The sequence below is a fragment of the Marinobacter shunpengi genome (assembly GCF_045449695.1).
GTDB lineage: Bacteria > Pseudomonadota > Gammaproteobacteria > Pseudomonadales > Oleiphilaceae > Marinobacter.
On the sequence record NZ_JBJJKZ010000005.1, the window covers coordinates 71,999 to 89,190 of the forward strand.

Annotated in this window: 16 protein-coding genes; 11 read left to right on the top strand and 5 right to left on the bottom strand. The window is 63.2% G+C overall.

The features are described from left to right. Positions 1-146 precede the first annotated feature (146 nt). On the bottom strand, positions 147-485 hold the full coding sequence (locus ACJO2E_RS02015; protein WP_406961352.1) for a hypothetical protein: 339 nt from the start codon (positions 483-485) through the stop codon (positions 147-149). Between the two features lie 195 nt (positions 486-680). Here ACJO2E_RS02015 and ACJO2E_RS02020 point away from each other — a divergent pair, with 195 nt between their 5' ends. Next, positions 681-1,748, top strand: a complete 1,068-nt coding sequence (locus tag ACJO2E_RS02020; RefSeq protein WP_406961354.1) for an AI-2E family transporter — start codon at positions 681-683, stop codon at positions 1,746-1,748. 62 nt (positions 1,749-1,810) lie between these two features. On the opposite strand, the gene ilvD is transcribed toward ACJO2E_RS02020, so the two are convergent. Then, the gene (ilvD, locus tag ACJO2E_RS02025) at positions 1,811-3,646 is read right to left on the bottom strand and encodes a dihydroxy-acid dehydratase (protein ID WP_406961355.1); all 1,836 of its coding nucleotides are present in this window, start codon (positions 3,644-3,646) and stop codon (positions 1,811-1,813) included. Between the two features lie 137 nt (positions 3,647-3,783). Here ilvD and ACJO2E_RS02030 point away from each other — a divergent pair, with 137 nt between their 5' ends. Next, positions 3,784-5,040 carry an HDOD domain-containing protein gene (locus tag ACJO2E_RS02030; protein ID WP_406961357.1) on the top strand — a complete coding sequence of 419 codons (1,257 nt, stop codon included), beginning with the start codon at positions 3,784-3,786 and terminating at the stop codon, positions 5,038-5,040. Positions 5,041-5,065: 25 nt separating this feature from the next. Further along, the gene (locus ACJO2E_RS02035; protein ID WP_406961359.1) at positions 5,066-5,653 is read left to right on the top strand and encodes an LON peptidase substrate-binding domain-containing protein; all 588 of its coding nucleotides are present in this window, start codon (positions 5,066-5,068) and stop codon (positions 5,651-5,653) included. Between the two features lie 3 nt (positions 5,654-5,656). Here ACJO2E_RS02035 and ACJO2E_RS02040 read toward each other — a convergent pair whose 3' ends face one another. The 3 genes from ACJO2E_RS02040 to ACJO2E_RS02050 are packed head-to-tail and all read right to left on the bottom strand — an operon-like array spanning position 5,657 to position 9,107. After that, the gene (locus tag ACJO2E_RS02040) at positions 5,657-7,102 is read right to left on the bottom strand and encodes a bifunctional DedA family/phosphatase PAP2 family protein (protein ID WP_406961361.1); all 1,446 of its coding nucleotides are present in this window, start codon (positions 7,100-7,102) and stop codon (positions 5,657-5,659) included. After that, positions 7,102-8,100 carry a GGDEF domain-containing protein gene (locus ACJO2E_RS02045; RefSeq protein ID WP_406961363.1) on the bottom strand — a complete coding sequence of 333 codons (999 nt, stop codon included), beginning with the start codon at positions 8,098-8,100 and terminating at the stop codon, positions 7,102-7,104. Before ACJO2E_RS02045 ends, ACJO2E_RS02040 begins: the two co-directional genes overlap by 1 nt. Continuing rightward, complete coding sequence (locus tag ACJO2E_RS02050) at positions 8,097-9,107, bottom strand: GGDEF domain-containing protein (protein ID WP_406961365.1); 1,011 nt, start codon at positions 9,105-9,107, stop codon at positions 8,097-8,099. Before ACJO2E_RS02050 ends, ACJO2E_RS02045 begins: the two co-directional genes overlap by 4 nt. Before the next feature lie 248 nt (positions 9,108-9,355). On the opposite strand from ACJO2E_RS02050, the gene ACJO2E_RS02055 reads away from it, so the two are divergent. The 8 genes from ACJO2E_RS02055 to ACJO2E_RS02090 all read left to right on the top strand — a co-directional run bounded on the left by ACJO2E_RS02055 (position 9,356) and on the right by ACJO2E_RS02090 (position 17,157). Further along, positions 9,356-10,612 carry a glutamate-5-semialdehyde dehydrogenase gene (locus ACJO2E_RS02055; protein WP_406961367.1) on the top strand — a complete coding sequence of 419 codons (1,257 nt, stop codon included), beginning with the start codon at positions 9,356-9,358 and terminating at the stop codon, positions 10,610-10,612. A 1-nt stretch (position 10,613) separates the two neighbouring features. Beyond that, complete coding sequence (nadD, locus tag ACJO2E_RS02060; protein WP_406961369.1) at positions 10,614-11,258, top strand: nicotinate-nucleotide adenylyltransferase; 645 nt, start codon at positions 10,614-10,616, stop codon at positions 11,256-11,258. A 70-nt stretch (positions 11,259-11,328) separates the two neighbouring features. Next, positions 11,329-11,679, top strand: coding sequence for a ribosome silencing factor (rsfS, locus tag ACJO2E_RS02065; protein ID WP_406961371.1), 351 nt, complete (start codon positions 11,329-11,331; stop codon positions 11,677-11,679). A gap of 2 nt (positions 11,680-11,681) precedes the next feature. Further along, the gene (gene rlmH, locus ACJO2E_RS02070; protein WP_406961373.1) at positions 11,682-12,152 is read left to right on the top strand and encodes a 23S rRNA (pseudouridine(1915)-N(3))-methyltransferase RlmH; all 471 of its coding nucleotides are present in this window, start codon (positions 11,682-11,684) and stop codon (positions 12,150-12,152) included. A gap of 9 nt (positions 12,153-12,161) precedes the next feature. After that, entirely contained in the window at positions 12,162-14,048 is a 1,887-nt protein-coding gene (mrdA, locus tag ACJO2E_RS02075) for a penicillin-binding protein 2 (protein ID WP_406961375.1), read from the top strand. Beyond that, complete coding sequence (gene rodA, locus ACJO2E_RS02080) at positions 14,045-15,184, top strand: rod shape-determining protein RodA (protein ID WP_406961377.1); 1,140 nt, start codon at positions 14,045-14,047, stop codon at positions 15,182-15,184. The genes mrdA and rodA overlap by 4 nt, the downstream gene beginning before the upstream one ends. A 69-nt stretch (positions 15,185-15,253) precedes the next feature. Further along, positions 15,254-16,270 carry a lytic murein transglycosylase B gene (mltB, locus tag ACJO2E_RS02085; protein ID WP_406961379.1) on the top strand — a complete coding sequence of 339 codons (1,017 nt, stop codon included), beginning with the start codon at positions 15,254-15,256 and terminating at the stop codon, positions 16,268-16,270. After that, on the top strand, positions 16,267-17,157 hold the full coding sequence (locus tag ACJO2E_RS02090; protein ID WP_406961381.1) for a septal ring lytic transglycosylase RlpA family protein: 891 nt from the start codon (positions 16,267-16,269) through the stop codon (positions 17,155-17,157). Before mltB ends, ACJO2E_RS02090 begins: the two co-directional genes overlap by 4 nt. Positions 17,158-17,192 lie beyond the last annotated feature (35 nt).

The window sequence follows — 17,192 nt, forward strand, 5'->3', positions numbered from 1 at the left end:
ATCGGACGGAACACAGGGTCCACCATACGGGGCCAATATGACAATTAAAGGTCTGACAGGTGGCCTGACAAGTACGTCAATATGCCTACGATCGGTTCACCGGCGGATAAACGACGGCCCATGGAGACCGCGTCAATTGGGCGGTGTCAGGATTCCGGTGGGGGGCGACGGTTGGAGCGCTTGTCTTCCCAGCTGAGTTCCCGGGGGTCGTACCAGTCAAGTTCCCGGCAGACCTGGTGTCGGGTGAGGTTGGACAGGGTGTCCCAGAGGGTTTCAAACTCCTCCACGGCGCGGTCCCTTTGTCGCTGTTGCCGGCTCTGCAGGCGGTTGATCAGTTGCGGCAATCGCAGTGCATCGCCCAGCTGGCCCGGCACAAGCACCTCCTGCCCCATGACCTTGCGGCGATGGGTCCGGCGCGCGAGAACCCCGGCCAGGGTCTCGGCGGCCTGCAATGCGGTTTCCTCATTAAAGCCGTTACCTGACACCGTTGTGACCTTTCCTGTGCTAACTGGTTCCGTTGCGGCCCCCAATCCGGTCATACTGTGTCGGGAGACATAGGCGGCCTTTATCGGAATTGTCCAAACCAATTACTATAACTCCATCGGGACCGTACTGGCCATGCTGCCGGCCGACCGGTCACGGGTCCCTGTCCGTCCACCTGTACAAAGGAATGATGTTCAATGAAGTACGAGAGCCTGGAGCGCTGGACCTTCCTGGCAAGCCTGCTACTGGTTTCGCTGGCTTTCCTTTTCCTCCTCAAGCCATTTACCGGGCCGATCTTCTGGGCCGTGGCCATTGCCGTGATCTTCCACCCCGTGCGTCAGTGGCTGTCGCGGCGAATTGGCGAACGGTCCGGTCTGGTGGCCTTCCTGACCCTGCTGATCTGCCTGTTCATCGTGATCATTCCGGTCATGATCCTGGTGTCCACCATGGTGGCCGAGGGGCTGGCCATCTATCAGAAAATCCAGGACGGCGATATTCGCCCCGGGCAGTACCTGGACCAGATCAACCAGTCGTTCCCGGCGATCGAGGCTTTCCTCGCCCAGTTCAATCTGGATTTCGCCGAACTGAGGGATCGTCTGGCCTCGGGGATTGCCGGCGCCAGCCAGTTCCTGGCCAAGCAGGCCCTGGGGTTGGGACAGAACACCTTCCAGTTCTTCCTTAATACCGCCCTGATGGCGTACCTGGCGTTCTTTCTGCTGCGGGACGGTTCCCGCCTGGTGGAACTGCTGATCCAGGCGTTGCCGCTGGGCGACGAGCGCGAGCGCATGCTGTTTACCAAGTTCGCCGAAGTCACCCGGGCAACGGTAAAGGGCAACCTGTTCATCGCCGTTGTACAGGGGGCGCTTGGTGGCCTGATCTTCTGGATACTCGGTATCACCGGTGCCGTGCTGTGGGGCGTGGTCATGGCGATCTTCTCGCTGCTGCCCGCCGTGGGTGCCGCGGTGGTCTGGGTGCCGGTTGCGATCTACCTGGTGGCGATCGGCGATTATGTACCGGCCACCGTACTGACGGTGTTTGGCGCTGTTGTCATTGGCCTGGCGGATAACCTGCTGCGTCCGATCCTGGTGGGGCGGGATACCAAGCTGCCGGATTACATCGTGTTGCTGTCGACCCTGGGGGGGCTGGTGATGTTCGGCATCAACGGGTTCGTGATGGGCCCCCTGGTGGCGGCGCTGTTCATGGCCTTCTGGGGACTGTTCATCCGGGAGTTCAGTGAGCAGGAGCCGGTGCAGACCAAGCCGTAGTAGTGGTCTGCAGGCCCTCTCCCCCGTCGGTGTTACAGCGCCGGGGGAGAGAGCGGAGCAGGTCAGTCCAGTTTGGTCAGGTCCCGCACCGCACCCTTGTCGGCACTGGTGGCCAGCAGGGCGTATGCCTTGAGGGCGGCCGACACCTTGCGGAGTCGGGGAGCCGCGGGCTTCCAGCCTTCCGCGTCCCGCTGCTCACGGCGGCGATCCAGTTCATGCTGGTCGATCTCCACATTGATGGTGCGGTTGGGGATATCGATGCGGATCAGGTCGCCATCCTCGATCAGACCGATGGCGCCGCCAGCGGCGGCTTCCGGTGAGGCATGGCCAATGGACAGCCCGGAGGTGCCACCGGAGAAGCGGCCATCGGTCAGCAGTGCACATTCCTTGCCCAGCCCCTTGGATTTCAGGTAACTGGTGGGGTATAGCATCTCCTGCATGCCGGGGCCGCCCTTGGGACCTTCGTAACGGATGATGACCACGTCGCCGCTCCTGACCTGGTCGCCCAGGATACCTTCCACCGCCGAATCCTGGCTCTCGAAGACCCGGGCCGGCCCTTCGAAGACATAGATGCTTTCGTCGACGCCGGCGGTTTTCACCACGCAGCCATCCAGGGCGATATTCCCGTACAGGACGGCCAGGCCGCCTTCCGATGAATAGGCGTTCTCCACTGAGCGGATACAGCCATTCTCCCGGTCACCGTCCAGGGACGGCCAGCGGGTGCTCTGACTGAACGCCTGCTGGGTGGGAATACCGGCGGGGCCGGCCTTGTAGAACTCCACCACTTCCGGGGTCGGGTTGCGCATGATGTCCCAGGTATCCAGAGCCTCGGCCATGGTCCTGCTGTGGACGGTGGGCAGGTTCGTGTTGATCAGACCACCGCGCTCCAGTTCGCCCAGGATGCCCATGATCCCGCCGGCCCGGTGCACGTCTTCCATATGGTATTTCGGGGAGTTTGGGGCCACCTTGCACAGTTGGGGGACCTTACGGGAGAGTTCGTCGATCTCGTTCAGGGTGAAAGGCACGCCGCCCTCCTGGGCCGCCGCCAGCAGGTGCAGGATGGTGTTGGTGGAGCCGCCCATGGCGATGTCCATGGTCATGGCGTTTTCAAAGGCGGCCATAGAGGCGATGCTCAGGGGCAGCACGCTGGCATCGTCCTGCTCGTAAAAGCGTCGTGCGTTGTCCACGATCTGGCGACCGGCCCATTTGAACAGGCGCTCGCGGTCGGCGTGGGTGGCCAGCGCGGAGCCGTTGCCGGGCAGCGCCAGGCCGATAGCTTCGGTCAGGCAGTTCATGGAGTTGGCGGTGAACATGCCGGAACAGGAACCGCAGGTGGGGCAGGCACTGCGTTCGTACTCTTCCACCTGCTCGTCACTGGCGTTGGGGTCGGCGGCGATAACCATGGCGTCCACCAGGTCCAGTTTGTGCTCCGACAGCTTGGTCTTGCCGGCTTCCATGGGGCCGCCGGATACAAAGATGGTGGGAATGTTCAGGCGCATGGCAGCCATGAACATGCCCGGGGTGATCTTGTCGCAGTTGGAGATGCACACCAGCGCATCAGCGCAGTGGGCGTTTACCATGTACTCGACGGAATCGGCGATGATCTCCCGGGAAGGGAGGGAGTAGAGCATGCCGTCATGGCCCATGGCGATGCCATCGTCCACGGCAATGGTGTTGAACTCCTTGGCAACGCCGCCGGCGGTTTCGATTTCGCGGCAGACGAGCTGGCCCAGGTCCTTCAGGTGAACGTGGCCGGGAACGAACTGGGTGAAGGAGTTGGCTACGGCAATGATCGGCTTGCCGAAGTCGTCGTTTTTCATCCCGGTGGCACGCCACAGTGCCCGCGCGCCCGCCATGTTGCGCCCGGCGGTGGAGGTTCGTGAACGGTAGTCTGGCATGGCTTCAATCTCTCATCATCGTTATAGCAAACCGTTGAGGATACCAGATTCCGGTCCCGTCGAATGGTTGTTTATCGCCGTCGTGTTTACAATGGTTCACAGTCAGGGCGCATTACATCAGGAAAAGGACGTTGTCGATGACCGTTCGTGAAAACGTGGATCTCAGCCAACTGAGAGCATTCCATCCCCTCAACCGCTTGTCGGATGACCAACTGGTGGTACTGATAAACCGGGCCGAACGCCGGGTCAGTCGCCCCGGCCAGAAAATACTGGAGCGTGGCGCCCGTGACGGCATGGACTTCTTTTTGCTGAAAGGAGCGGTGGAACTGACAGCGGGGGACGGTCGTCAGACCACCGTCACGGCCGGTTCCGAGCAGGCGATGAATGCCATTTCCCGACTCCAGCCGCGGATGTTTGATGTCACGGCGGTGCAGCCCTGCCAGTTCCTGGTCATCGAGCAGTCCGTGCTCAACAACCTGTTGCGGTCCGCGCCGCTGGAGCATTCCGACGACAAGGCGGGTGAGGACACGGATATGGACACAGACGAGGACCATCGCCTGCTGATGGAGTTCTACGCCGAACTGCGGTCCAACCAGGTGAGCCTGCCCAGTTTGCCTGACGTGGCCTGGAAAGTGCGACGGCTGGCGGACCGGGAGGATTCCTCGGTGGAGGATATCGGCAAGGCGATTACCGCTGATCCGGCCATGTCCGCCAAGCTGGTCCGGGCCTGCAACAGTGCGCTCTACCGTGGCTACAGTGAGGTGCGCAATGTCCACGACGCGGTGGTACGGCTGGGGGGGCGGACAACCCGGCAACTGGTGACGGTATTCGCCATGCGGGAAGTGTTCCGCAGCCGGCAGCCGGAACTCCAGAAGGCCATGGACGAACTCTGGCGGGAGGCCCGGACCGTGGGTGCCCTGGCCTATGTGCTGGCGGAGTCGGCGACGCGGGTGGCCCCGGAAGAGGCGCTGCTGGCAGGGCTACTCCACAATATTGGTGCCGTGCCCGTGCTGGTGCATGCCGAGCATCACCCCGCGTTGCTGGCCAGTCCCACTGAACTGCGCCGGGCGATGGCGGAACTGCAGTCGGACATTGGTTCCGCCATCCTGGAAACCTGGCGGTTCCCGGACACCTTTGTGGAGGCGGCACGCCATGGCGATGACTGGTTCTACGAATGTGCAAAGGACAGGCCGCAACTGGTGGATCTGGTGATCGTCTCGCGCTTGCATGCGCGCATTTCTGCTGACCAGAATGAGGGCCTGCCGGAATTCGAGCAGGTGCCGGCATACCGTCGCCTGGGAGCTCTGGAGCTGTCCGCATCCCGCAGCCTGAAACTGTTGACGGCTGCGCGGGAGCGGCTCGACCAGCTCCAGGATCTGTTATCGCCACGTTGAACATCCAGGATCGGAGAGACCATCGGTGACCCAATTACTGGACCATGTGCCGCTGTTTCCCCTGAGTACCACGGTGCTGCCGGGCGGTCGACTCCCGCTGCAGCTTTTCGAACCCCGTTACCTGGATATGCTCGCCACCTGTCTGCGGGAACAACGGGGGTTCGTGGTGCTGTTGTTGCGGGAGGGGAACGAGGCTGGCGCCGATGCCGTCTTCTACGACATTGGCACCTACGTACAGATCGTTGATTTTCAGCAACTGGACAATGGCCTGCTGGGTATTACCGTTGAGGGGCTGTGGAAGGTGGCGGTGCACCGGAGCTGGCAGGCCCCGGATGGCCTGAACGTGGGGCATGCCGAACGATTGCCGGACGAGCCGGAGGACGCCCTGCCCGCCGGTCGCTCAGAGCTGGCGTCCGTGCTGCGGGCTTTGCTTCGACACCCGGTGGTCAATCGCCTTGAGCTTGAGGTGGACTTCTCCAGCGCCCGCGAGGTGGGCTGGCGCCTGATTGAGCTATTGCCCCTCAATGGCCAGGAGAAACAGCGCCTGCTGGAATACCAGGACCCGCTTGCCAGGCTGGACAGGCTGAGCGACCTGCTGGAGGCCATGGAATGATCATCAGGTCGGGGCGTAGGCCGCCACGGCGTCCGGCCACTGCCATAGGATGTAACCCACCAGGGTGCCCAGCCATAACAGGATGATCATGGCGATGATCGGGTCCAGGGTCAGCGGCACCCGGTCGTGACGGCTGAAACTGACCCGTACCAGTCCGCAAAGGGTCAGTCCGAGCAGCAGTCCCCCCACCATGTCAGAGAACCAGTGGACGCCCAGCACCACCCGGCTGAAGGCCACCAGTATCATGGGGATGCTGAAGGTCAGGTAGACCCGCCAGCGGCTGGATGGCTTCCATTCCCTTGCCACAAAGGCGCCGGCCAGGCCGAGGAACACCGTGATGCCGGTGGCATGACCGCTGGGGAAGGCATAGCTGGCAGGAGGTAGTTCGACCAGTGGCGGGCGTTCCACCGCCAGTCCGGTTTTCATCAGTGTGACACTGGCAGACGTTAGCACCAGGGCCCCGAGTACATGGCTGGCGGCACTGTAGTAGCCGCGGAACCCCAGAGCGGCGGCCAGCATCAGGGCGCCCGTTACCAGTATTGCCGGGTCGCCGGCCAGGGTCAGGGCGATGGCGGCCGGGTCGGTCAGCGAATTGCGCAGGATTCCGCTGATGTCGGCGAAGAAACTGTCCAGCGGTGCCAGTACCGCCGTTGCCTGGCTGAGCAGGGTCCACAGTACAAGGCTGCCACCGGCGCCAAGGGTCAGGATGATAGAGGCCAGGGGAAACTCCTCCCGGCCCTGTGGCCGGCTACTGGAGAACCGCTGCCAGAGATGGTGGGTGGTACCGTAGCGAATGACTTTCCCTTCCAGCCACTGATACAGGGGACTGCGGCTGCGAAGCCCGAGTTGGAGCCGGAAGAACAGGAAATAGGCCACCAGCAACACAATCACGGCTCCGGCGGCCAGGGCATACAGGCCCGGAGGGATGGGTTCGGGGCCAACCAGTGCCATGCCCACGCTGTAACCGGGCAGCAGGTAGAACGGCGCCCAGGCAAGTGCCGAGGCCAGGTTGACCAGGGTAAAGCGGCGGACAGGCATGCCGAAGGCACCGGCCACCATCGGGATCAGCGGTCGCACCGGCCCCACAAATCGGCCGATGACCACACTCTTGCCGCCGTGGCGGACGAACAGAAGTTCCGCCCGACGGAGCATGGCCGGATGTCGGCGGAAGGGCCAGACCTGGTGCAGCCGGCCCCGGAACTGTCGCCCGAGCCAGAAGCTCAGGCCATCACCAACAATGGCGCCGGCCGCCCCCCAGGCCAGGATTTCCAGAACGGGAATGCCGGCCTTGCCGGCCAGCACCGCGGTCGCGAACAGGATGGCCACGCCGGGCACCAGGAGCCCTGCCATCGCCAGGGATTCCAGCAGTGCGGTCATGAAAATGGCTCCGGCCACCCAGCCGGGGTTGGCGGCCAGCCACGCCGTCAGCGCCTGGATAGCTTCCTGCATCAGGCTGCCCGGCGTGGATCGGCGGTAAACCAGACCCGGTCATGCCCCCGTCGGCCGGCTTCCTCCAGCGCGTCGGTGGCCCGTTGCCTGAGGCGTTCCGCCAGGGTGTCCTGGCTGATATGAGTGGTGGCTCCAATGCTCACCGTCATGCGGCCTACCTGGGGCCATTGCGCCTCTGCAATGCTGCGACGGATGCGTTCGGCCGTGACCCGGGCGCCTTCCTCATGGGTGAAGGGGAGAATCAGGCAGAACCGCCCCTTGCCCAGGAAGTAGAGGGTGTCGCCGGCCCGGATCAGGGTGAACAACTGCTCCGCCAGTCGGCGGTAGAGAGTCTGGGTCTGTTCTGTGCCAAGCAGTTCACGTACTTCGTCGTGGTGGTCGATATCCATCATCAGGATCGAGACCGGGTGGCCGGTCGCCTTGGCGCGACTGATCTCCTTGTGCAGGGTCTCGTCCAGGAAACGGGCATTGTGGGCCCCGGTGAGGGAATCGATGATCGCCAGGTCCTCGGCGGACTGGGCCATATGGTCATAGTGCCAGCTTGCCAGTCCGGCGCTGGCCACCAACAGCACAAACGCCATGATGGCCGGCAGGCTGTCGGCCAGGAGCAGGTCGAGGGCCAGCAGCAGCATCAGGAGTAGCGCGACGGGCAGGGTTACCTTGAGAGCGGCCCGCAGGGGCAGCACCAGGAACGCCAGGGCGAACACCGGGAAGCTCCAGAGGGCAGCGGTGGAGGGGCCGTCGACCCAGAGGGCGGCCAGTACGGGAAGTTCCAGCGCCACCACCAGGGGGGCATGGCCCCGGGCCCGGAGTTGATAGTTTCTCACCGCCAGGGTGTAGAGGCAGGCGCCGAGGCCAATGGCGGAGAGGCCGGCCGCCAGGTAGAACAGGCCATAGAAGCCGAACCGCAGGTTCTGCATGGCCAGTATGGCGAAGAACAGGGCGCACAGGCCATAGGCGGCGGAACTGGTGATGGTTCGCAGTCTGGTCTCGGTCACGTTACCGGGCTCCCTTCGGCGTCGCCGGGTGGAGTGTGGGTCCAGGTGCTCCAGGACTGGACACGGTTGCCCCCCTTCTTCTGGGCACTTTGCAGGGCGCTGGCCACCGACTGCTGGAGTGTGTCCGCGTCATCGCCGATGTTCAGGCCGGCGACGCCAGCGCTGACGGTCACATCCAGGCTGTAGGACTCCAGCAGCGCCATCAGGCCCAGGCGTATCTGTTCGGCCCGTTTGCTGGCACCTGCGGTAGGTACCCCGGGCAGGATGATCAGGAACTGCAGGTCGGCCACCCGGTACCAGGTGTCGAAATCCCGCAGGCGTGAGTGCAGGTAGCGGCCAATACGGGGCAGCAGCGCCTGTATATCCGTGTCGGCGTCCGGTTCGCTCAGGTGGGCGTCCAGGCCCAGCAGCACCACGGACATATCCAGGCCTTCCCGCTCACTGCGCTGGATCTCCTTGTACAGGTCAGCGGACAGATACTCCCGGCTGGCCGCCTGGGTCAGCTCATCGGAGCGTCTCAGCGGAACCAGTTGGCGTGCCTTGTGTTCCCGCAGAAGGAAGAACAGGCCGGCCAGGATGGTGGTCAGTGCCAGTGTGCTGATAATCTGGTGCCGTTGAGGATCGCCCGCCATGGATGTCAGCGCCAGGAAGACAATCACCATTGAGACGATGGTCAGGGCTGGTGCCAGCCGGGGTGGTAGCAGTCCGAGGATGATCAGGGGCAGGGCATACAGCCAGTAGGTCAGGGGTTCATCGCCGAGCCAGAGAGCCGCCCCCAGGACCAGCGCAAGCAGCAGCACCAGCAGGTGGTTGGCCAGTTGCCACAGACGCTCATGCCGGAGCCTGGGCAGGGCAGGGCTGGTCCAGACAATGCCGGCGGTCACCACTGAGGCAAGGGCCGGGAACAGCTTGCCAAGGGTCAGGCAGAATATGGCGAGTATCAGGAGTGCCAGGCTTCCCAGCCAGGCCAGTCGGCTCAGTACAAATCGCTCGGCCTTCTGGGCCATGGTGTCGTCCTTCCTGCTGTCGGTACTGGTGGCCGGGACAAACCGGTGATAAGAGCACCGGTACCTGCCGGTAACCACTGGCTGTCACAATGAATAATGATAACATCAATGTGCCAAATTCGCTGTGGTCGGGCATAATAACGCCCCGTTTCCCATTGATACAGCGCAGGGGCCGCATGGCAGGTCCCGGTCATCCGCCGGGTTACGCCAGGTGGTGATCTGTCCCCACAACCGGAGCTACCGATTCCATGGATATTGCAGCCTACATGGCCGATGTTGGTCAGCAGGCCCGTGAGGCCGCAACGGCCATCGCCCGTTCCTCGACGGCGATCCGCAACCAGGCCCTGCTGGCCACCGCGGACGCCCTTGATGCCGCCCGTGACGCCCTGGCCGGGGCCAACCGGAAAGACCTGGAGAGCGGGCGCGCCAACGGACTGGAGCCGGCCATGCTGGACCGCCTGGAGCTCACGCCCACCCGTATCGACAGCATGATCGAGGGCCTGCGCCAGGTGGCCGGCCTGCCGGACCCGATCGGTGCGATCACCGACATGGCCTACCGGCCCTCGGGCATCCAGGTGGGCAAGATGCGGGTGCCCCTGGGGGTAATCGGTATCATCTATGAGTCCCGGCCCAATGTGACCGTGGAAGCGGCCAGCCTGTGCCTGAAATCCGGCAATGCCACCATCCTGCGGGGCGGATCGGAAGCCATCCATTCCAACCAGGCCATCGCCGAATGCCTGGTGACCGGGCTGCGGGACGCCGGCCTGCCCGACACCTCAGTGCAGGTGATCCGCACCACCGACCGGGCGGCGGTGGGTGAGCTGATCACCATGCCGCAATTTGTGGATGTCATCGTGCCCCGGGGCGGCAAGGGGCTGATCGAACGCATCAGCCGCGATGCCCGGGTGCCGGTGATCAAGCACCTGGATGGCGTCTGCCACGTCTACGTGGATGCCCATGCTGATCCCGAGAAGGCGTTGAAAGTGGCGGTGAACGCCAAGACCCAGCGTTACGGCACCTGCAACACCATGGAGACCCTGCTGGTGGACCAGGAGATTGCCGAGGACATCCTGCCGCTGCTGGCAGGAGCCTTCCGCGAGCACGCTGTCGAGCTGCGGGGGTGCGACGCCAGCCGGGCCATCATCCCGGACATAGTGGCCGCCACCGAGGACGACTGGTACGAGGAATACCTGGGGCCGGTACTGGCGGTTCGAGTTGTCGACGGGCTGGACGGTGCCATTGACCATATCAACCGTTACAGCTCCCAGCACACCGACAGTATCGTCACCGAGAACTACACCCGGGCCCGTCGCTTCATTACGGAAGTGGATTCCAGCTCCGTGATGGTGAATGCCTCAACCCGCTTCGCCGACGGCTTCGAGTATGGCCTGGGGGCGGAGATTGGCATCTCCACCGACAAGATCCACGCCCGAGGGCCAGTGGGTCTGGAAGGACTGACCTCCCAGAAATACGTGGTTTTCGGCGACGGCCACATCCGGACCTGATATGCACCTAATCTACGGCGGTACCTTTGATCCCGTCCACAATGGTCACCTGAGGGTGGCCATTGAACTCCGGGAGCGCCTGGAGGTGGACTGCATCCACCTGATGCCCTGCCATATTCCACCCCACCGGGCCACCCCGGGAGGCACCAGCGAGGATCGCCTCGATCTGCTGACCCTGTCAGTAGCCGAAGAGCCCGGGCTGTCGGTGGATGGTCGTGAGCTGCGTCGGGGCGGCTCTTCCTACACCGCCGACACACTGCGTCAGCTACGCCGGGAACTGGGGCCGGATAAACCTCTGGCCATCGTGCTGGGCACCGACGCGTTCGGTGGTTTTGATCGCTGGGAGGAGTGGGAACAAATTCCGGAACTTGCCCACATCATCCTGGTCAGACGGCCCAACGCGGAACTGGAGCCCGGCTCCGTGCCGGAGCGTTTACTGGCCGAGCGTCGGGTTGAGCACCTGCACGAGATCAAATCCATGCCGGGCGGGGGAATCTATGAAATTGAACCTCCCATGCTGGACATTTCCGCTACCGGAGTGCGGGAGCGCCTGGAACAGGGGCGGTCCATAAGGTTCCTGGTGCCGGATGCGGTGGTGACGGAAATTCGCAGGCGGGGCCTCTACGGCGGTGAGCCCGGCCAATGATTGGTGATACAATAGAGCAATACCCACTCCCTGTAGCCGGCACTGGCCGGTTACACCAGACAGGATGATTATGCAGGCAGACGAGCTGAAAGCACTTGTTATTGATGCGCTTGAAGGGGTGAAAGCCCAGGATATCAGTGTTATCGATGTGACCGACCGAACCAGCGTTACCGACTACATGGTACTGGCTTCCGGCACCTCGGGGCGGCACCTCCGTTCCCTGGCGGAGGCCGTAGTCGCCGATATGAAGGAGCGTGGCATCCGGGAGGCCACGGTCGAAGGCGGTGACTCGAGCGACTGGATCCTGGTGGACCTGGGGGATGTGGTGGTTCACGTGATGATGCCGGCAACCCGTGAATTCTATGACCTGGAACGCCTGTGGCGTGACGCCCCCGGCCTCGGTGCCGCCGGCAGCGAATAGGTATGCGTCTGCGGCTGATTTGTGTCGGGCAGAAGATGCCCGGCTGGGTGACCGATGGTTATCAGGAGTATGTCCGCCGCATGCCGAGGGAAATGCCCCTGGAGCTGGTTGAGGTGCCCATGGCCCATCGGGGCAAGAACCCGGACGTGGCCCGGCTGATGCAGCAGGAAGCGGATGGGGTGCTCACCGCCGCGGGGGATCGGGACCGGGTGGTGGCCCTGGAAGTGGGTGGTCGCCCCTGGTCGACGGAGGACCTGGCCCGGCAACTGGAAAACTGGCAACTGGACGGTCGTGACGTCAGCTTTCTCGTGGGCGGCCCCGATGGCCTGCACGCCTCCTGTCGGGATCGGGCGGACCAGCAGTGGTCCCTGTCACCCCTGACGTTGCCTCATCCCCTGGTGCGCATCGTACTGGCGGAGCAACTCTACCGGGCCTGGTCGATTACCCGGAACCATCCCTACCACCGCGCTTAGGATTGATCCATGGCCTGGGGCGAATTCAAGGACACCGCCGCCGAACGGCGACTCTTCCAGCGTCGTGTCCTGGTGATGCTGGGGTTGGTGGTGGCGCTCTTTTGCGTCCTTATCGGCCGTTTCTACCAGTTGCAGGTTATTGAACACGACACCTACACCACCATTTCCGACCAGAACCGCGTGCAGGTACGCTCGGTTCCGCCCACCCGTGGCCTCATCTACGACCGCAATGGCACCCTGATCGCGGAGAACCGTCCGGTGTTCAGCGTGACGCTGGTGCCGGAGCGGGTGGAGGGCATGGACCGGACCCTGGCCAGGCTTCGGGACCTGCTGGCCATCTCCGATGAGGAGATGGAGCGTTTTCGCCGCCGCCTGCAGGAACCCCGCCGCCCGTTCCAGGAACTGCCCCTGCACTACGACCTTACCGAGAAGGAAATCGCCAGTATGGCGGTTCACCGCCACGAGCTGCCGGGCGTCGAGGTGAGTGCGGAACTGGTGCGCCACTATCCGTTCGGTGAGCTGAACGCCCATGCCCTGGGGTACGTGGGGAGAATCAACCGTGAGGAATTGCAGCGTATTGACCCGGTGAACTACGCCGGCACCAACTATATTGGCAAGTCCGGTGTCGAACGGGTCTACGAAGAGGCGTTGCACGGTCAGGTGGGCTATGAGCATGTGGAAACCAATGCCCGTGGCCGTACCCTGCGCGTACTGGAACGTGAGAACCCGGTGCCCGGCGAGGACCTGATGCTGCACCTGGACATGCGCCTGCAGCAGCGAGCCTTCGAACTGTTGGAAGGCCGTCGGGGTGCCATTGTGGCCATTGAGCCGGACACCGGCGGTATCCTGGCCCTGGCCAGCGTACCGGGATTTGACGCCAACCTGTTTGTCACCGGCATTGGCGTGGAGGAATACCGGGAACTGAGCAGTTCCCGGGACAAGCCCCTGTTCAACCGTGCCCTCCGGGGCCAGTACCCGCCGGGATCCACCATCAAGCCCATGATGCTGCTGGCAGGCCTGGACAGCGATACTTTTACCCGGGACAAGACCATCTGGGATCCCGGGTACTTTGAAATCAAGAGTGGCGGTCGTCGCTGGCGGGACTGGAAACGGGGCGGTCATGGCTGGGTTGATGGCCGGAAGGCTGTCGCCGAGTCCTGCGATATCTATTTCTATGAACTCGGTCTGGAGATGGGGGTCGATATCATGCATGACTATCTGTCCCGTTTCGGGTTCGGCATGGATGCCACCCTGGATGTGGGCGGGGCCCTGCCGGGGCTGCTGCCCTCCCGGGACTGGAAGCGGGGCATGCGGAATGAGCCCTGGTATCCGGGCGATTCGGTGAACATGAGTATCGGCCAGGGCTTCTTCCTGGCCACACCGCTGCAACTGGCCACGGCCACGTCCCTGGTGGCCAACCGGGGGGAATGGGAGCAGCCCCGCATGCTGAAGGATGTCGTGGGCGATACCGCCCTGGCGTCGGTGCTGCAGCCGGAATACCTGGACGACCTGACGGTCGACAATCAGGATACCTGGGAATACGTGGTGGATGGGATGGTGGAGGTCATGCACGGTCGTAAGGGGACCGCGCGGGGCGCGGCGGAAGGCGCAGACTACCGCATGGCGGGCAAGACCGGCACCGCCCAGGTGTTCAGCCTGGCGGAGGACGAGGAGTACGACGCCGAGGAGATCCGGGAGCGGCTGCGGGACCATGCCCTGTTCGTCGGCTTTGCGCCGGCGGATGACCCCCAGATCGTGGTGTCTGTGATCGTTGAGAACGGCGGCAGTGGCAGCGGTACCGCCGCGCCGGTGGCACGGGCCATGTTCGACGCCTGGCTCAAGGAGTTCAACGCGTCGGATGCTGTGATCAGCCAGGCGGAAGGAGAACAGCCATGATCGGCCGGTCCGCGACCGTGGAGGCCACCAGCAGCCTGCAGCGCCCGGTCAGCGTGTGGCACCGCCTGCATCTGGACCCATTGCTGTTGCTGTTGCTGTTGCTGGTATCCGGCGGTGGGCTGATTGTGCTCTACAGTGGTGCCGATGCCAGCATTGGTGTGGTTGAGGCGCAGGCCATGCGCCTGGGGGTTGCCTTTGTCGCCATGTTCGTCTTCGCCCAGTTGGATCCTTCGGTCTATCGGCGTTGGTCACCGTGGATGTATGCCGCCGGCCTGGTGGGGCTGGCAGCGGTACTGGTCATGGGGGTCGGTGCCAAGGGGGCGCAACGCTGGTTGGCATTACCTGGGTTGCCACGGTTCCAGCCATCGGAAATCATGAAGCTACTGGTACCCATGGCGGCCGCATGGTACCTGTCACGGCACTACCTGCCGCCACGGTTCCGCCATGTGGTGATCGGTGTCGGACTGGTGCTGGTGCCCATGGTGCTTATTATCCAGCAACCGGATCTGGGCACCTCGCTGCTGGTGGGGGCGGCCGGCATGTTCGTGGTGTTCTTCGCCGGCCTGAGCTGGCGGCTGATCACCGGTTTCATTGCGCTACTGGCGGTGGCGGCGCCGGCCATGTGGTTCTTTGTGATGCGGGACTATCAGAAACAGCGGGTGCTGACCCTGCTGGATCCCCAGAGCGATCCGCTGGGGGCGGGCTGGAACATCATCCAGTCCACCACCGCCATCGGCTCCGGTGGCTGGAGCGGCAAGGGCTGGCTGCAGGGTACCCAGTCCCATCTGGAATTCCTGCCCGAGAGCCATACCGACTTTATCGTTGCGGTGCTGGCGGAGGAGTTCGGTTTCGTGGGCCTGATGATCCTGCTGGCAGCCTATTTCCTGATCATCATGCGTTGCCTGTACATCGCCGTGAACGCCCAGGACTCCTTCAGCCGGTTGCTGGCGGGGGCTCTGACCATGACCTTCGTCGTCTATATCGTTGTCAATATCGGCATGGTGAGCGGCCTGCTGCCCATTGTCGGGGTGCCATTGCCGCTGATCAGCTATGGCGGTACCTCGATTGTCACCCTGATGTCCGCCTTCGGGGTACTGATGGCGATCCATACCCACCGCCGGATGATTACGGCCTAATGACCGGTAATGGTGCGTGCCTTGACCCCGTGGTAATCTCCCGGCAAACAAACTGACCCAGAAGCGCGAATGAAGCACCTGAATTCCCTGTTCTTTCTGCTGGTCCTGGTCTTTCTGCCGGCGCTCGCCCAGGCGACATCCGAAGGTTATACCGATCGCCCCGAGTTTGACGACTTTGTTGACAGCATGGTCCGTGAGCATGGGTTTGATGCGGATAAACTGAGCCAGTGGCTGGCCGAGGCCCGGCACCAGGAACGGATCATCGAACTGATCAGTTCGCCGGCCGAGCACACCCTGCAATGGCACGAGTACCGGACCATCTTTATCAAGCCGGAGCGCGTCGCGCAGGGCGTTGATTTCCTGCGGCAGCATCAGGGTGCCTTTGATCGTGCTGAAGAGGCGTTCGGGGTACCCCGGGAAGTGATTGCCGCCATCATCGGGGTGGAGACCTGGTACGGGCGTTACATGGGGTCCTACCGGGTGGTGGATGCCCTGTCGACCCTGGCCTTTGACTATCCGCCCCGGAGTCGGTTCTTCCGCAGTGAACTCGAGCAGTTCTTCCTGATGGCCCGTGAACAGGGTTTCGAACCGTCCCGACTCAAGGGGTCCTACGCCGGGGCCATGGGCTATGGCCAGTTTATTGCGTCGAGCTACCGCCACTACGCCGTGGATTTCGATGGCGATGATGTGGCCGATATCCTGGATAACCCGGTGGATGCCATCGGCAGCGTTGCCAACTATTTCAGCGAACACCGGTGGCGCCCGGGCGGCCCCGTGGCCATCCGCCTGGATGACGATATCCAGGTGCCGGAGCGCCTGATGACCCGGGAACTCCGGCCCCGGTTTACGGTCTCGGAGTTCCGTGAGGCCGGAGTGCCCTTGCCGGACTCCCTCGCCGGTGACGAACCGGCACGGATCATCCGGCTGGAAGGGGATGACGGGCCACAGTGGTGGCTGACGTGCCACAATTTCTATGTGGTTACCCGCTATAATCACAGCCATCTGTATGCCATGGCGGTACAGGAGCTTGCCGGGGAATTGGCAAAAGAGCTGGAGACCGTTGCGGAGTCAGGAGTCGGAGAATGACCGTGAAGTCACAGGACAGGTTGTCGATATTGAGCGTACTGGCGCTGCTTGCCACTTTGCTGGCGGGGTGCGCCTCTGACGGTGGTAACTCCGGGCGCTACAGCATGTCCCAGGACCGTGGCCCCGAAGCGGATGTGGATGTCAGCGGCGTGACCAATGCCGTGCCCCGGTATGAAGAACCCCGCAGCGCCGGCAACAAGTCTCCTTACACGGTCTGGGGTAAGAAATACTGGGTCATGGAGCACGCCAGTGCCGACGGTTATGTAGAAACCGGTATTGCGAGTTGGTACGGCAAGAAGTTTCATGGTCACCTGACTTCGAATGGCGAGACCTACGACATGTACAAGATGTCGGCCGCCCACAGGAGTCTGCCTCTGCCCAGCTATGCCCGGGTGACCAATCTCGATAATGGTCGTTCGGTGATCGTCCGGGTGAACGACCGCGGGCCCTTTCACGGCAATCGTCTGATAGACTTGTCCTGGGCCGCCGCCAAGAAGCTGGACTTCCTGGATAACGGCACCGCCAGGGTTGAAGTGGCGGCCATTACCGTGCGCCCGGACGGCAGCATGACCCTGGCCGGGCAACCGTGGCCAAAGGCCAGTGACGCGACTGCCGAAGCGCCCGCCGAGTCCGATGCCTCTTCGGGTGAGGCCCTGTTCGTGCAACTGGGTTCGTTCAGCCAGGTTGCACCGGCACGCCAGCTTGAGCAGGCGGTCCGTCAGCGCACCGGAGAGTCCGTACGGGTGCGCCAGATAACAACTACGTCCGGCGAGTTTCACCGGGTCCAGGTGGGCCCCTTCGGGGATTCGAAGGATGCTGAACGCGCCATGGAGCGGCTGGCCTCTGAAGGCTTCCCCCAGGCCATGGTGCTGACTGACAGTCACTGAGAACTTCGTCTTCGGGGTATTATTGGCCCCGCTGG

What these genes read in the sequence shown, in the direction of transcription:
- mltB (WP_406961379.1), top strand. Translation starts at nt 15,254, where the DNA reads ATGAAGCACCTGAATTCCCTGTTCTTTCTGCTGGTCCTGGTCTTTCTG.
- nadD (WP_406961369.1), top strand. Translation starts at nt 10,614, where the DNA reads ATGCACCTAATCTACGGCGGTACCTTTGATCCCGTCCACAATGGTCAC.
- ilvD (WP_406961355.1), bottom strand. Translation starts at nt 3,646, where the DNA reads ATGCCAGACTACCGTTCACGAACCTCCACCGCCGGGCGCAACATGGCG.
- rodA (WP_406961377.1), top strand. Translation starts at nt 14,045, where the DNA reads ATGATCGGCCGGTCCGCGACCGTGGAGGCCACCAGCAGCCTGCAGCGC.
- ACJO2E_RS02050 (WP_406961365.1), bottom strand. Translation starts at nt 9,107, where the DNA reads ATGGCCCAGAAGGCCGAGCGATTTGTACTGAGCCGACTGGCCTGGCTG.
- ACJO2E_RS02020 (WP_406961354.1), top strand. Translation starts at nt 681, where the DNA reads ATGAAGTACGAGAGCCTGGAGCGCTGGACCTTCCTGGCAAGCCTGCTA.
- rlmH (WP_406961373.1), top strand. Translation starts at nt 11,682, where the DNA reads ATGCGTCTGCGGCTGATTTGTGTCGGGCAGAAGATGCCCGGCTGGGTG.
- ACJO2E_RS02055 (WP_406961367.1), top strand. Translation starts at nt 9,356, where the DNA reads ATGGATATTGCAGCCTACATGGCCGATGTTGGTCAGCAGGCCCGTGAG.
- mrdA (WP_406961375.1), top strand. Translation starts at nt 12,162, where the DNA reads ATGGCCTGGGGCGAATTCAAGGACACCGCCGCCGAACGGCGACTCTTC.
- ACJO2E_RS02090 (WP_406961381.1), top strand. Translation starts at nt 16,267, where the DNA reads ATGACCGTGAAGTCACAGGACAGGTTGTCGATATTGAGCGTACTGGCG.
- ACJO2E_RS02040 (WP_406961361.1), bottom strand. Translation starts at nt 7,102, where the DNA reads ATGCAGGAAGCTATCCAGGCGCTGACGGCGTGGCTGGCCGCCAACCCC.
- ACJO2E_RS02030 (WP_406961357.1), top strand. Translation starts at nt 3,784, where the DNA reads ATGACCGTTCGTGAAAACGTGGATCTCAGCCAACTGAGAGCATTCCAT.
- rsfS (WP_406961371.1), top strand. Translation starts at nt 11,329, where the DNA reads ATGCAGGCAGACGAGCTGAAAGCACTTGTTATTGATGCGCTTGAAGGG.